This is a genomic window from Terrabacter sp. Soil811 (assembly GCF_001429655.1).
Classification (GTDB): domain Bacteria; phylum Actinomycetota; class Actinomycetes; order Actinomycetales; family Dermatophilaceae; genus Terrabacter.
In genome coordinates this window covers 161,446-174,831 of sequence record NZ_LMSX01000009.1, presented here as the reverse complement: position 1 = coordinate 174,831, position 13,386 = coordinate 161,446, and the positions used below count along the sequence as shown (strand labels likewise).

The following is a 13,386-nucleotide window of genomic DNA, read 5'->3' as shown; positions in this document are numbered from 1 at the left end:
GCGCAGTACGACAGGCCGGGAGGTGGGCAGCCGTTCGTCCGCGCGGCATCGAAGGCGGCACCGTGTCCCTGCAAGGCCACGTGCCCGCATACGCCGCCTTCGCTCCACGCCGCGCGGGCGAGCGGGTGCCCGCCGACCCCACGCCGCGAGCGTCGCGGCGCGCTCGACGACCCCCAGCCAAGCGGGCCGGGACGTCACCTACGCCTGGACGAGAGTGACCGGCATCGACGAGTCGGTGGGAAGTCCGAGGTCGCTGGGCTCGCGCCCCTTCGCCACCATCTGCGCCCCGAGCGCCGCGACCATGGCCCCGTTGTCGGTGCAGAGTCCGGGGCGCGGGACGCGAAGGGTGACACCGGCCTTGGCGCACCGCTCCTCGGCGAGCGCGCGCAGGCGCGAGTTCGCCGCGACGCCGCCGCCGATGAGCAGGTGGTCGACGTCGTGCTCCTTGCAGGCGAGCAGGGCCTTGCGGGTGAGGACGTCGACGACGGCCTCCTGGAAGCTGGCGGCGACGTCGGCGACCGGCACGGCCTCGCCGGCGCGCTGTCGCGTCTCGACCCACCGCGCGACGGCGGTCTTGAGGCCCGAGAAGGAGAAGTCGAAGCGGTGCCGCTCCATGTCGCGCCCGGTGGTGAGCCCGCGCGGGAAGTCGATGGCGATCCGGTTGCCTTCTCGCGCAGCGCGATCCACGTGCGGCCCTCCGGGGAAGGGCAGTCCGAGCACGCGCGCGACCTTGTCGAAGGCCTCACCGGCGGCGTCGTCCATCGTCGAGCCGAGCGAGCGGACGTCGTTGGTGACGTCGGGCACGAGGAGCAGCGAGGAGTGCCCGCCGGAGACGAGCATCGCCATCGTCGGCTCGGGCAGCGGCCCGTGCTCGACGATGTCGACGGCGACGTGCGAGGCGAGGTGGTTGACGCCGTAGATCGGCTTGCCGAGGGCGAGCGCCAGGGCCTTGGCCGAGGCGACGCCGACGAGCAGCGCACCCGCGAGACCGGGACCCGAGGTCACCGAGATGGCGTCGAGGTCACGCAGCTGGACGCCCGCCTCACGACACGCGCGCTCGATCGTCGGCACCATGGCCTCGAGGTGGGCGCGGCTCGCGACCTCTGGCACGACGCCGCCGAAGCGGGCGTGTTCCTCGACGCTGCTCGCGACGGTGTCGACGAGGAGCGTCTGGCCGCGCACGATGCCGACACCGGTCTCGTCGCAGGACGTCTCGATGCCGAGGACGAGGGGCTCGTCGCTCATGCGTCTCCCTTCATGACGAGGAGGCGCATGACGAGCGCGTCCACGTTGCCTGGTTGGTAGTAGCGGCGGCGCACCGAGATGACCTCGAAGCCGGCCCGGTCGTAGAGGCGCCGCGCCGCGTCGTTGTCGGCGCGCACCTCGAGCAGCACCGCGTCCACGCCTCGCAGCGTCGCCCGGCGGACGAGCTCGTCGAGCAGGACCCGCCCCGTGCCACGGCCCTGGTGGCCTGGGCTGGTGGCGATGGTCATGACGTCGGCGACGTCCCCCGCGACGTCGAGGCCGGCATACCCGGCGATCGTGCCGTCGGGCGTCGTGGCGACGACGTAGTCGCGACGGGGGCGGCCGGCGAGCTCGCTCCACCACGTGGCCTCGGACCACGCGTCGTCGGCGAAGAGCTGCTGCTCGAGCGTCGCGAGGTGGGCGAGGTCGGTCCACTCGAGGTCGCGCAGCACGACCTCCTCGCCGGGGTACGTGTGCGGCTGCGCCACGGTCATCCGAGGGTCGACTTCGTCGAGGGCGGCGCGGGTGCCGCGTCGGGTCGGCGCAGGTAGAGCGGCTCGAGCCCGTCGAAGCCGTGGCCGGGATCGACCCCCTGCAGCTCGGCGGGGGCCGGTGCGGTGTCGCCCAGTCGGCGCACCGCGAGGTCGGCGAGCGCTCCCCCGCTGACGTCGAGCGGCGCCACGGCGTGCGGGAGCGCCTCGGTGTAGAGGGTGGGACCACGACCCGCCGTCGGCAGGGCGCGGGTCTCGGGCGGCAGGTCGGCCGCGCGGGACACGGCGGGCTCGGTCACGCGGTCGGCGCGGTCGTCCCCGAGGACGTACGCGGCGGCATACACCTCCTTGCGGCGGGCGTCGGTCGCGACGAGCAGGTCACCGCGCCGGCCCCCCAGCCACGCCTCGTGCGCGATGGCGTCGAGACTCGTCAGGCCGCGCACGGGAAGGCCGAGCGCGAAGGCGAAGGTGCGACCGGTGACGATCCCGACGCGCAGGCCGGTGAACGGGCCCGGGCCGATGCCGACGACGACGTCGGTGACGTCGCCGGGCTCTGCGCCGGCCGAGGCGAGCGCGTCGCGGATGTTGGGGGCGAGGTGCTCGGCGTGCGCCCGGGCGTCGAGCGTCGAGGCCTCCGCGACGACCGAGGTGCCGTCGTGCAGGCCGACGGTGATGGCGGTCGTGGAGGTGTCGATCGCGAGCAGGAGCACGTCGGTCAGGCTATCCGAGCACCCGCCGGGTCCCCGAACCCGTACGCGCGCATGCCGTCCGCCCGGCTCACGCGGACAGGTCAGGTCAGGTCAGGTCAGGTCGGGTCGCCGGCGCCACGGCCTCGAGGACGTCGTCCCACCGGTCGCCCACTCCCACCAGCCGCGCCGTGCGCACGTCGTCACCGGTGACCGTCAGCTCGAGCCGCGTGTCGCTCAGCTGCTCGGCGAGACCTGCGCCCCACTCGACGACCGTGACGCTCGCGTCGAGGTCGGCGTCGAGGTCGAGGTCGTCGAGCTCGAGGGCGCTGCCGAGGCGGTAGGCGTCGACGTGGACGAGCAGCGGGCCGCCGACGAGCGACGGGTGCACCCGCGCGATGACGAAGGTCGGCGACGTGATCGGCCCGCGCACCCCGAGCCCCTCGGCGATGCCCTGGGTCAGCGTCGTCTTGCCGGCACCGAGGTCGCCGGTGAGGACGAGGACGTCGCCACCGCGCAGCAGGGCGCCGAGCCGTCGACCGAAGTCCTGGGTGTCGTCAGTGGTGGCCCAGCGCACCTGGCGCTCCACCTGGTCACGCCCCCTTGGTGCGCGCCTGCTTGACGCGGCCGGACCGGACGAGCTCGGCGGCCTCCTTCTCGAGGCGGCGCTGGCGGCGGTTCTTGGCGACGTCGGTGACGATGCGACGCACCCGAGGCTGCTGGGCGACCTCGATCTGCTCGGCTCGCGCCCGTGCCGACTGGTCGACGAGCTGGACGAGGTGCGCGTTGAGCAGGTCGGGGTGCTCGAGCATGATGACGTGCCCGGCGTCGTTGACGACGATGTGCTCGGCGCCCGGGATGCCCTCGACGATGAGCTCGCTGTGCGAGGGCGGCGTGAGGATGTCGTCGCGCCCGTTGAAGACGAGGACGACGGCGTGCCGGAACTCGAGCAGGGCGGGCCGCTTGTCGAAGCCGTCGAACGTCTGGAGGTAGTCGTTGACGACGTCGAGGGGCGTGCTGAGGAGGATGTCGCTCGTGTAGCGCACGACGGAGCGCGGCACCGGCGAGGCGAACGAGTTCTGCTCGACCATGAAGTGCTCGATGTCTCGGCCGACGCGTCGGATCCGGGTGAAGAGCTCGGGCCGGTGACTCAGCGGGCCGAGCACGCCCGGTCCGAGGCGCTCGAGCATGAGGCGGCCGAGGGTCGCGGTGCGCCCGCCGTTGGCGAGCATGATGCCCCCCGGGCTCGTCGCGACGAAAGCGGCGCCGACGACCCGGTCGACGACCAGACGCGGGTGATGCTCGCCGAGCGCGAGCATCGTCATACCGCCCATCGAGTGGCCGACGAGGACGATGTCGCCCTCGGGCACGAGCTCTCTGATGACGGTGTGGAGGTCCTGACCGAGCCGGTCGATCGTGTAGCTGTCCTTCTCGCCGCGTCCTGAGCGGCCATGGCCGCGCTGGTCCCAGCTGACGACGCGGTAGCCGGCCTCCTTGAGGGCCCGGCGTTGGTAGACCCAGCAGCGCAGGCTGAGGCAGTAGCCGTGGGTGAGCACGATGGTGGGCAGCTCGTCGGGACGGCCGTGGCGGGTGGTGCCGTCGGCGGCCGCGTCGGCTGCGGCCGCAGCCGGGAGGTCGATCTCGACGTGGAGCGGGACGCCGTCGTCGGTGAGCACGACGTGCTCCTCGTCGGGGGTGATCTCGAGCAGCTCAGGGGTCTCGAGAGCGGCCATCGCCGCGCGGTGCTTGCCCGCACGGTCGGCGGCGATGCCGGCCGCCACACCCGCGGCGACACCGAGGGTCGCGGCGGCGATGCCGATGACGGGGTTGCGGCGCGGGCTCATGCGTCGGCCTCCGAGCCGCCGACGTAGAGCCTCGGCACGCGGGCCCCGAGCCGCGTCACGATCTCGTAGCTGATGGTGTCGGTCGCGTCGGCCCACTCCTGGGCCGTCGGCTCGCCCGGCGCGCCACCGAAGAGCGTGACGACGTCACCGGCCTGCGCCGTGGACCCCGGTCCGAGGTCGACGACGAACTGGTCCATGCAGACGCGCCCGGCGATGGTGGTGCGCCGGCCGTCGACGAGGAGGGGCCCGACGTTGGTCGCGTTGCGGGGGACGCCGTCGGCGTAGCCGGCGGGCACGAGCCCGACGACGGTGTCGACGTCCGGGACGTACGCGTGGCCGTAGCTGATCCCCTGTCCCGCGGGGAGCGCCTTGACGAGGGCGAGGCGCGCGCGCAGGGTCATGACCGGACGCAGCCCGAAGTCGTCGTCGACCTGCGGCACCGGCGTCAGGCCGTACATCGCGATGCCGGGGCGCACGAGGTCGGCGTGCGCCGACGGGTGCACGAGCGTCGCGGCTGAGTTCGCGAGGTGGCGCAGCTCGGGTCGCAGGCCGGCCTGCTCGGCCTCGGTGACGGCCTCGAAGAAGCGCTCCTGCTGCGTGAGGACCGTGGGGTGCTCGGGCGAGTCGGCGTGGGCGAAGTGGGTCCACACCCCGACGACCGAGACGGCACCCTCCTCCTCGAGGTGACGAGCGTGCTGGACGAGCGTGGTCCAGTCCCCGCCGTAGGCTCCCCCGCGCCCGAGGCCGGTGTCGACCTTGAGGTGCACACGGGCGGCGCGCCCGAGCGCGGTCGCGGCGGCCGCGATCTCGTCGAGGACCCAGGGCGCCGAGGCCGAGAGGTCGATGTCGCGCCGGATGGCGCCGCCGACGTCCGACCCGGGCACGGTGAGCCACGTCAGCAGAGGCGTCGTGAGGCCCGCGTCGCGCAGCGCGAACGCCTCGGCGAGCTGGGCCGCGCCGAGCCAGGTGGCGCCGCCGCGCACCGCTGCACGCGCGACGGGCAGCAGGCCGTGCCCGTAGGCGTCCGCCTTGACGACGGCCATGAACTGGGAGCCAGGAGCGAGGGCGCGCAGCGTGCGCACGTTGGCCTCGAGCGCGCCGAGGTCGATCTCGGCCCACACCGTCAGGCCGTGGGTCTCCGGCGCGGCGGGCCGTGCGGCCGCCGTGGGCGTCGCGGTCCGCTCGGCGTCGGAGGCGTCGATCTGGCTCATCGGTTCAGTCTCGCAGTTCGTGTGGGAGGTCCGGGTGCAGGGCCACGCGTGCAGGGCGCGTGGGTCGGCTCAGCCGGGGGCGGACCGTCCCCGGGCCAGCAGGTCGCGCACCGTCGGTCGTATGCCGTGGGCCACCGCGAGGGCCCGCAACGGGCCGCCGCCGGAGACCCGGTCGGCGGTGACGCCGTGGACGAGCGCGCCGAGCGAGGCCGCGTCGAGCGGGGACAGCCCCGCCGCGAGCAGGGCCCCGATGACGCCGGAGAGCACGTCACCGGCCCCGGCCGTGGCGAGCCACGGCGGCGCATCGGCCTGGGACCGCACGGGCAGGTTGCCGTGGCTGACGACGAGCGTCGTGGCTCCCTTGAGCAGCACGGTGCCGCCGATGAGCCCGGCGAGGTCGCGGGCGGAGCGCAGTGGCTCGGCCTGGACGTCGGCGGCGGTGATCTCGAGCTCGCCGGGGTCGGCGCCGGGCCGGACCATCCGTGCCAGCAGCCGGCCGAGCTCTCCTGCGTGCGGTGTGACCACGGTCGGCGCGTCGCGCCAGCCCTCGATGAGGTCGAGCCCGCCCGCGTCGATGACGACGGGCAGGTCGGAGGCAAGGGCGGCCCGGGCCACCGCCACCTGGGCCTGCGCCTGCGGATCGGTGCTCTCGACGTCGAGGCCCGGGCCGATGACCCAGGCCTGGACCCGACCGTCGCCCATGACCGCCTCGGGCACGGCCTGGTGCACGAGACCCACCGGGGTCGGCGTACCGACGTAGCGGAGCATCCCGACGCCGGCCTCGGCAGCCGACGTCGCGCACAGCACGGCTGCGCCGGGGTAGGCCTCGCTCCCTGCCACGACGCCGAGCACGCCGCGGGAGTACTTGTCGTCACCCCGTCCGGGCACGGGCCACAGCTCGGCGACGTCGTCCCAGGTCAGGCGCTCGACGGCCGCAGGCACCTCGTCGACGTCGATCCCGATGTCGACGACCGTGAGCCGGCCGGTCGCGGCCTCTCCCGCCGGGAGCAGGTGCACCGGCTTCGGGGTGCCGAAGGTGACGGTCTCGTCGGCCCAGACGGCGTCGTCCTCGCCGGACTCACCCGTGGGGTCGAGCCCGCTGGCGAGGTCGACGGCGAGCACCCACGCGTCGTCGTCCACCGCGTCCACGAGGTGCGCGGCCTCGGGCCGGAGGCCGGGGCGACCACCGATGCCGACGATGCCGTCGAGCACGAGGTCGGCCTCGGCGACGACGTCAGCGGCCGCGGCCGGGTCGTCGGCGGCGACGTGGACCATGACACCGGCTGCCTCGGCGGCCCCGAGGCCTCCCGCATGGACGCCCGCACGGCCCGAGGCCGGCACGAGCACCACGGCGCAGGCGAAACCCGACTCCGCGAGGTGGGCGACGGCATACAACGTGTCGCCGCCGTTGTCGCCGGCGCCGATCAGCCCGACGACGGTCGTGCCCTCGACGTCGGCGAGGCGGGCCACCGCGACCTCGGCGAGCCCGAGGGCGGCCCGGGACATGAGCTCACCCTCGGGGAGCTGCGCCTGGGCGGCGGCCTCGGCGGTGCGGACCGCGTCGACGGAGTGCGCGCGGATCATCAGCCCTCCGCGATGACGACGGCCGACGCCACACCGGCGTCGTGCGACAGGGACACGTGGAAGGAGTCGACGCCGAGGTCGTTGGCCCGCGCGAGCACGGTGCCGCCGATCTCGAGCGTGGGGCGGCCGTCGTCGTTCGTCACGACCCGGGCGTCGGTCCAGTGCAGGCCCACGGGCGCACCGAGCGACTTGGCGAGCGCCTCCTTCGCGGCGAACCGCGCCGCGAGCGAGGCGATGCCGAGGTGGCGCTCCTCGAGCGTGAACAGCCGCTCGCGCAGCGCCGGGGTGCGCTCGAGGGTGGACTCGAAACGCGCGATGTCGACGACGTCGATCCCGACCCCGACGATCACGTCACTCGACCGTGACCGACTTGGCGAGGTTGCGCGGCTGGTCGACGTCGAGGCCCTTGGCCGTCGAGAGCCACAGCGCGAAGACCTGGAGCGGCACGACGGTGAGCAGCGGCGCGAGCAGCGACGACGTGGCGGGCACCCGGATGACCTCGTCGGCGAAGGGCTCGACGGAGTCGTCACCCTCCTCGGCGATGACGAGGGTGCGGGCGCCGCGCGCGCGGACCTCCTGGATGTTGCTGACGACCTTGCCGTGCAGGCCGTGCTCGCTCGTCGGCGACGGCACGACGACGAAGACGGGTTGGCCGGGCTCGATGAGCGCGATCGGGCCGTGCTTCAGCTCGCCGGCCGCGAAGCCCTCGGCGTGGATGTAGGCGAGCTCCTTGAGCTTGAGCGCGCCCTCCATGGCGATCGGGTAGCCGACGTGGCGCCCGAGGAAGAGGACCGAGCGGGTGTCGGCCATGAACTTGGCGATCTCCTTGACGCGGCCCATCTGGCCGAGCAGGGTCTCGATCTTGGCGGGGACGCCGCTCAGCTCCTTCATGACCGACTGCGCGTCGTCGGCGAACGAGCCGCCGCGCAGCTGCGCGAGGTAGAGACCGAGGACGTAGCAGGCGGTGATCTGGGCGAGGAACGCCTTGGTCGAGGCCACCGCGATCTCGGGGCCTGCGTGCGTGTAGAGCACGGCGTCGGACTCGCGCGGGATCGTCGAGCCGTGCGTGTTGCACACCGAGACCGTGATGGCACCGAGCTCGCGGGCGTGCTTGACGGCCATGAGGGTGTCCATCGTCTCGCCGGACTGGCTGATCGACACGACGAGGGTGCGCTCGTTGACGATGGGGTCGCAGTAGCGGAACTCGTGGGCGAGGGCGACCTCTACGGGGATGCGCGTCCAGTGCTCGATGGCGTACTTCGCGACCATGCCGGCGTACGCGGCGGTGCCGCAGGCCACGATCGTGATGCGGTCGATGGAGCGGAGCTGCTCCTCGGAGATGCTCATCTCGTCGAGGACGAGCCGGCCCTCGGCGTCGGTGCGCCCGAGGAGCGTGTCGGCGACGGCGTGCGGCTGGTCGTGGATCTCCTTCTCCATGAACGTCGCGTAGCCGCCCTTCTCGGCAGCCGCGGCGTCCCACGTGACCTCGTACGCCTTGCCCTCGGCGGGCGTACCGTCGAAGTTGATGACGCTGGCACCCTCGGGCGTGATCGTGACGATCTGGTCCTGGGCGAGCTCGAGCGCGTGGCGCGTGTGGCCGATGAAGGCCGCGACGTCGGAGCCGAGGTAGTTCGCGTCGTCACCGAGGCCGACGACGAGCGGGCTGTTGCGGCGGGCGCCGACGACGACACCGGGCTGGTCGGCGTGGATCGCGAGGAGCGTGAACGCGCCCTCGAGTTCCGCGACGACGGCGCGCATGGCGTCGGTCAGGTCGTGCTCACGCTCGTAGGCGGCGGCGACGAGGTGGGCGACGACCTCGGTGTCGGTCTCGCTCGTGAACTCGACGCCGTCGGCCAGCAGGCCCTTCTTCAGGCTGTGGAAGTTCTCGATGATGCCGTTGTGGATGAGGGCGAGCTTGCCGTCCTTGCCGCCGCGGTGCGGGTGGGCGTTCTGGTCGGTGGGGCCGCCGTGCGTGGCCCAGCGGGTGTGGCCGATGCCGGTCGTCGACGACGGCATCGGGTCGGCCTCGAGCTCGGCCGTGAGGTTGGCCAGCTTGCCCGACTTCTTGCGCGTCTCGACGTGGTCTCCGTCGATGAGCGCCACGCCGGCCGAGTCGTAGCCGCGGTACTCCAGACGCGCCAGACCCTCCATGACGACGTCGAGCGCCGTTCCGTCGTCGGTCCGCCCGACGTATCCCACGATTCCGCACATGGGGTCCAGCCTAAGGGACCGTCCGGGGGCCCAACGCCACCCCCGGCTGTGGCGTCCGCAAGAATGTCGCTCGTGTCGGAGCCATCCAACGGTACCGGCGGGAACGGCGGCAACGGGACCGCGATCCCGTCGCCGTACGTCGAGTTCGACCGGGCCGCGTGGTCCCGGTTGCGCGAGAACCACCCGCTCAACCTCGACGACGCCGACCTCGCGCGACTGCGCGGCCTCGGTGACCGCGTCGACCTCAACGAGGTCGAGGAGGTCTACCTCCCGCTCTCGCGCCTGCTCAACTTCTACGTGGGGGCCACCCGCCAGCTCCACCAGGTGACGAGCGACTTCCTCGGCGAGCGCCCGGCCAAGACGCCGTTCGTCATCGGCGTCGCGGGCTCGGTCGCCGTCGGCAAGTCGACGACGGCCCGCATCCTGCGCGAGATGCTGGCCCGCTGGCCCGACACGCCGCGCGTCGCGCTCGTCACGACCGACGGCTTCCTCTTCCCCAATGCCGAGCTCGAGCGCCGGGGCATCCTGCAGCGCAAGGGCTTCCCCGAGTCCTACGACCGTCGTGCCCTGCTCCGCTTCGTCGCCGAGATCAAGTCCGGCCGGGCCGAGGTCACGGCCCCCGTCTACTCGCACCTGACCTACGACATCGTCCCGGGCGAGCGCATCGTCGTGCGCCAACCCGACGTGCTCATCGTCGAGGGCCTCAACGTGCTCCAGGCACCGGAGGTGCACCCCGTGCGGGGGACCGGTCTCGCGGTCAGTGACTTCTTCGACTTCTCGGTCTACGTCGACGCGTGGGTCGACGACGTGCGCAAGTGGTACGTCGAACGCTTCCTGCGCCTGCGCGAGACGGCGTTCTCGGACCCCGACTCCTACTTCCACCGGTATGCCGTGCTGTCCGACGACGAGGCCGTCGCGACCGCCAACCGGATCTGGCGCGAGATCAACGGCCCGAACCTCGTCGAGAACATCCTCCCGACGCGCTCACGGGCGAGCCTCGTGCTGTCCAAGGGCGACAACCACGAGGTCCGCCGGGTGCGGCTCCGCAAGATCTGACCGACGGCCTGCGCCGCAGCCTCGGGCCGCCCTGCCCACGACGCACGTATGCCGTGCGGCGGGCTCCCGCTGGGAGCCGGCCACACGGCATACGCCTCGGTCAGGTCAGTACCAGTGCGGCGAGCGCGCCTGCCACGTGGACCAGGCGTTGCACGGGTTGCCGTAGGACATCTCGATGTACCAGAGGCCCCACTTGATCTGGGTCAGCGGGTTGGTGCGGTAGTCGGCACCGAACTGCGACATCTTGCGGGCGGGCAGGGACTGCGGGATGCCGTACGCGCCGGAGCTGGGGTTCTCGGCGAACCAGCGCCAGTCGCTCTCGCCAGTCCAGAGGTTGACGAGGCAGTTGTACTGCGCGTCGCTCGTCCAGCCGTGGTCGGCCATGAGGACGCGGGCCGCGGCCTGCGGGTCGTCCTTGGCGTTGTCGATGGCGCGCTGGCGCTCCTTGGCGCGCTCGGCCTTGGCCGCCTCCTCGCGGGCCAGCACGGCCTGCTTGGCAGCTTCCTTCTTCTTCTTGGCCTCGAGCTCCTTGGCCGTGCGCAGGCCGGTGGCCGCGATGGCGGTGCGGCGCTCGTTGCGCGAGACGGAGGCGGCGGCGCGGTAGGTCGTGTCGACCGTCGAGGCGCGGGCCAGCTCGTCGGTCTGGGCGACGACGCCACTGCCGACGACGAAGGCGGCCGCGTCGGCGCCGATGAGGTTCGTGGCCTTGGCGTAGGCGAACCCGGAGGCGCCGAGACCGAGGGCGAGCGCTCCGGCGAGGATCGGTCGGCCGACGTGACGCTGGCGCGCCGAGGGCTTGTGGTGTCGGCTGCTGCGCGTTCCGTGCGGCTGAGCCGACGAGCGGCGGGCGTCGGGGCCTGCAGCGCTCTTGGAGGCGGCGCGGTCAGCGGCCGGGGTGACGGGGATGGCACGCGTCGGGTCGAAGGCCCGCCGGGCCCCCTGGGTCGCACCCTCGGCGCCTGAAGCACCTGACGCGACTGCCGCACCGGTCGAGCCGTGGCTCACCGAACGGGGGCTGCGGGGGACGTCCGGAGCCGTCTCGGGGTGGACGCGGCCGGACCGCGCCGAGGGTGTGGCGGGGTTCGGGCGCGGAGCGGTCGAGGGAGCCGGTGCGTTGCGGTGCCGGCCTTCATACCGTGCCATGAACAGACGTCACGCCTTCCTGTGTCGAGGGGTGTGCCCGGCGCGTGCGTCTGCGGGCGCTGGCCCGTCGACGGCTGCGCCCGACGTGTGGTGGTGACCCGGCCGGTTGCGCTCACACCCCGAGGCGAGCGTTACCGTTCCGAGATCTTTCAACCTCACACGGTGCCATTCGACCGCCCCGCGGGGCAAGTCGGCGTTCACCGTCGAGGGGTGTTCCAAGGGTCGTGGCGAGTGGCCCAGCGCACAGCGTCCCCGAGCCGCGTGCTCGGGGAGCGCCGTGCGGTCTGTGACTCAGGTCACATCTCGAGACCTTCGAGCATGTCGGTGACGAGCGCCGCGATCGGGCTGCGCTCGCTTCGCGTCAGCGTGACGTGGGCGAAGAGCGGGTGCCCCTTGAGCTTCTCGATGACGGCGGCCACGCCGTCGTGCCGTCCGACGCGCAGGTTGTCCCGCTGGGCCACGTCGTGGGTGAGCACGACCTTGCTGTTCTGGCCGATGCGCGACAGGACGGTGAGGAGCACGTTGCGCTCGAGCGACTGGGCCTCGTCGACGATGACGAACGCGTCGTGGAGCGAGCGTCCGCGGATGTGCGTCAGCGGCAGGACCTCGAGCAGGCCGCGGTCCATGATCTCCTCGACGACCTCCGTCGAGACGAGCGCCCCCAGGGTGTCGAAGACCGCCTGGCCCCACGGGTTCATCTTCTCCTGCTCAGTGCCGGGCAGGTAGCCGAGCTCCTGGCCACCGACGGCGAAGAGCGGGCGGAAGACGAGGACCTTGCGCTGGGCCCGGCGCTCCATGACCGACTCGAGGCCCGCACAGAGCGCCAGGGCCGACTTGCCGGTGCCGGCCCGGCCGCCGAGGCTGACGATGCCCACGTCGGGGTCGAGGAGCAGGTCGAGGGCGATCCGCTGCTCGGCGCTGCGGCCGTGCAGGCCGAACGCGTCACGGTCACCGCGCACGAGCCGGATCTGCTTGTCGGCGCCGACCCGCCCCAGGCCGCTTCCCCGCGGCGAGAGCAGGACGAGACCGGTGTGGCACGGCAGCTCGGCGGCGCCGGCGTGCTCGACGCGGCCACGGTCGTAGAGCTGGTCAAGCTCCTCGCTGCTGACCTCGAGCTCCTGCAGCCCGGTCCAGCCCGAGTCGATGCCCTGCTCGTGGCGGTACTCCTCCGCCTCGAGACCGCAGGCCGAGGCCTTGACGCGCATCGGGAGGTCCTTGGACACGATGGTGACGTCGGCGCCCTCGTTGGCGAGGTTGCGGGCCACCGCGAGGATCCGGGTGTCGTTGTCGCCGAGGCGGAAGCCCGCCGGCAGCGAGGACGGGTCGGTGTGGTTGAGCTCGACGCGCAGGGTGCCGCCGTCGGTGCCGACGGCGACCGGCTTGTCGAGGCGGCCCTCGCTGACGCGCAGGTCGTCGAGCAGGCGCAGGGCCTGGCGGGCGAAGTAGCCGAGCTCGGGGTGGTGTCGCTTGCCCTCGAGCTCGGTCACCACGACGACCGGCAGCACGACCTCGTGCTCGGCGAAGCGGAGCATGGCCCGGGGATCGGACAGGAGCACCGACGTGTCGAGGACGTACGTCTTGTGCTCGGGCTCGCGTTCGCGGGCCGTCGTGCGCGTGGAGGCGCGAGTCGTGGCGCGTGTGGAGGCCGCGGCCGGCTTGGTGTTCGTGCTGGCGGGGTCCGACGTGACCTGACGGGTCGTACGAGCCATGTGCCACTCCCTACGCGGCGCGCGTCGCGCGCCTAATCGCTCCCGAGATGCCGGGCGGTGACCACCAGAGGGTGGCGCACTGCCCGACCCTCCGTCCTGAGCGATCGCTCCATGGGTGGGCCTCCTGGCAACGCCCGACGGGTGTCGGCCGTTGGGACGACGGTACGACCCGGAGGCGACGGCGACGGGGATTGAGTGACGTCGTG

General features: G+C 72.9%; 12 protein-coding genes. 1 reads left to right on the top strand and 11 read right to left on the bottom strand.

Going from position 1 to position 13,386, the window contains the following annotated elements:
- Positions 1-198: 198 nt before the first annotated feature.
- The 9 genes from tsaD to glmS all read right to left on the bottom strand — a co-directional run bounded on the left by tsaD (position 199) and on the right by glmS (position 9,272).
- Positions 199-1,245, bottom strand: coding sequence for a tRNA (adenosine(37)-N6)-threonylcarbamoyltransferase complex transferase subunit TsaD (gene tsaD, locus ASH01_RS16395; RefSeq protein ID WP_056778213.1), 1,047 nt, complete (start codon positions 1,243-1,245; stop codon positions 199-201).
- Positions 1,242-1,739 carry a ribosomal protein S18-alanine N-acetyltransferase gene (gene rimI / locus ASH01_RS16390; RefSeq protein WP_056778210.1) on the bottom strand — a complete coding sequence of 166 codons (498 nt, stop codon included), beginning with the start codon at positions 1,737-1,739 and terminating at the stop codon, positions 1,242-1,244. Before rimI ends, tsaD begins: the two co-directional genes overlap by 4 nt.
- Positions 1,736-2,446 (bottom strand): tRNA (adenosine(37)-N6)-threonylcarbamoyltransferase complex dimerization subunit type 1 TsaB, encoded by a 711-nt coding sequence (tsaB, locus tag ASH01_RS16385; RefSeq protein WP_056778208.1) that lies wholly within the window; start codon positions 2,444-2,446, stop codon positions 1,736-1,738. The genes rimI and tsaB overlap by 4 nt, the downstream gene beginning before the upstream one ends.
- 85 nt (positions 2,447-2,531) lie before the next feature.
- Positions 2,532-3,011 carry a tRNA (adenosine(37)-N6)-threonylcarbamoyltransferase complex ATPase subunit type 1 TsaE gene (gene tsaE, locus ASH01_RS16380; RefSeq protein ID WP_056778206.1) on the bottom strand — a complete coding sequence of 160 codons (480 nt, stop codon included), beginning with the start codon at positions 3,009-3,011 and terminating at the stop codon, positions 2,532-2,534.
- A 4-nt stretch (positions 3,012-3,015) separates the two neighbouring features.
- Positions 3,016-4,266, bottom strand: a complete 1,251-nt coding sequence (locus ASH01_RS16375) for an alpha/beta fold hydrolase (RefSeq protein WP_056778203.1) — start codon at positions 4,264-4,266, stop codon at positions 3,016-3,018.
- A complete protein-coding gene (alr, locus tag ASH01_RS16370) occupies positions 4,263-5,477 on the bottom strand; it encodes an alanine racemase (protein ID WP_082619918.1) in 1,215 nt (404 codons plus the stop codon). The genes ASH01_RS16375 and alr overlap by 4 nt, the downstream gene beginning before the upstream one ends.
- A gap of 69 nt (positions 5,478-5,546) precedes the next feature.
- Entirely contained in the window at positions 5,547-7,061 is a 1,515-nt protein-coding gene (locus ASH01_RS16365; RefSeq protein WP_056778201.1) for a bifunctional ADP-dependent NAD(P)H-hydrate dehydratase/NAD(P)H-hydrate epimerase, read from the bottom strand.
- Complete coding sequence (locus ASH01_RS16360; RefSeq protein WP_056778198.1) at positions 7,061-7,411, bottom strand: holo-ACP synthase; 351 nt, start codon at positions 7,409-7,411, stop codon at positions 7,061-7,063. Before ASH01_RS16360 ends, ASH01_RS16365 begins: the two co-directional genes overlap by 1 nt.
- Before the next feature lies 1 nt (position 7,412).
- Entirely contained in the window at positions 7,413-9,272 is a 1,860-nt protein-coding gene (glmS, locus tag ASH01_RS16355) for a glutamine--fructose-6-phosphate transaminase (isomerizing) (protein WP_056778196.1), read from the bottom strand.
- Positions 9,273-9,335: 63 nt separating this feature from the next.
- On the opposite strand from glmS, the gene coaA reads away from it, so the two are divergent.
- Entirely contained in the window at positions 9,336-10,328 is a 993-nt protein-coding gene (gene coaA / locus ASH01_RS16350; RefSeq protein ID WP_056778191.1) for a type I pantothenate kinase, read from the top strand.
- A 105-nt stretch (positions 10,329-10,433) separates the two neighbouring features.
- On the opposite strand, the gene ASH01_RS16345 is transcribed toward coaA, so the two are convergent.
- Together ASH01_RS16345 and ASH01_RS16340 are read right to left on the bottom strand one after the other, a co-directional pair.
- Positions 10,434-11,333, bottom strand: coding sequence for a hypothetical protein (locus ASH01_RS16345; protein WP_082622943.1), 900 nt, complete (start codon positions 11,331-11,333; stop codon positions 10,434-10,436).
- Between the two features lie 434 nt (positions 11,334-11,767).
- Positions 11,768-13,003: a PhoH family protein gene (locus ASH01_RS16340; protein WP_369793504.1), complete on the bottom strand. Its 1,236-nt coding sequence runs from the start codon at positions 13,001-13,003 to the stop codon at positions 11,768-11,770.
- Positions 13,004-13,386: the final 383 nt, after the last annotated feature.

What these genes read in the sequence shown, in the direction of transcription:
- ASH01_RS16340 (WP_369793504.1), bottom strand. Translation starts at nt 13,003, where the DNA reads ATGCTCCGCTTCGCCGAGCACGAGGTCGTGCTGCCGGTCGTCGTGGTG.
- alr (WP_082619918.1), bottom strand. Translation starts at nt 5,477, where the DNA reads ATGAGCCAGATCGACGCCTCCGACGCCGAGCGGACCGCGACGCCCACG.
- rimI (WP_056778210.1), bottom strand. Translation starts at nt 1,739, where the DNA reads ATGACCGTGGCGCAGCCGCACACGTACCCCGGCGAGGAGGTCGTGCTG.
- ASH01_RS16375 (WP_056778203.1), bottom strand. Translation starts at nt 4,266, where the DNA reads ATGAGCCCGCGCCGCAACCCCGTCATCGGCATCGCCGCCGCGACCCTC.
- tsaD (WP_056778213.1), bottom strand. Translation starts at nt 1,245, where the DNA reads ATGAGCGACGAGCCCCTCGTCCTCGGCATCGAGACGTCCTGCGACGAG.
- coaA (WP_056778191.1), top strand. Translation starts at nt 9,336, where the DNA reads ATGTCGCTCGTGTCGGAGCCATCCAACGGTACCGGCGGGAACGGCGGC.
- glmS (WP_056778196.1), bottom strand. Translation starts at nt 9,272, where the DNA reads ATGTGCGGAATCGTGGGATACGTCGGGCGGACCGACGACGGAACGGCG.
- ASH01_RS16365 (WP_056778201.1), bottom strand. Translation starts at nt 7,061, where the DNA reads ATGATCCGCGCGCACTCCGTCGACGCGGTCCGCACCGCCGAGGCCGCC.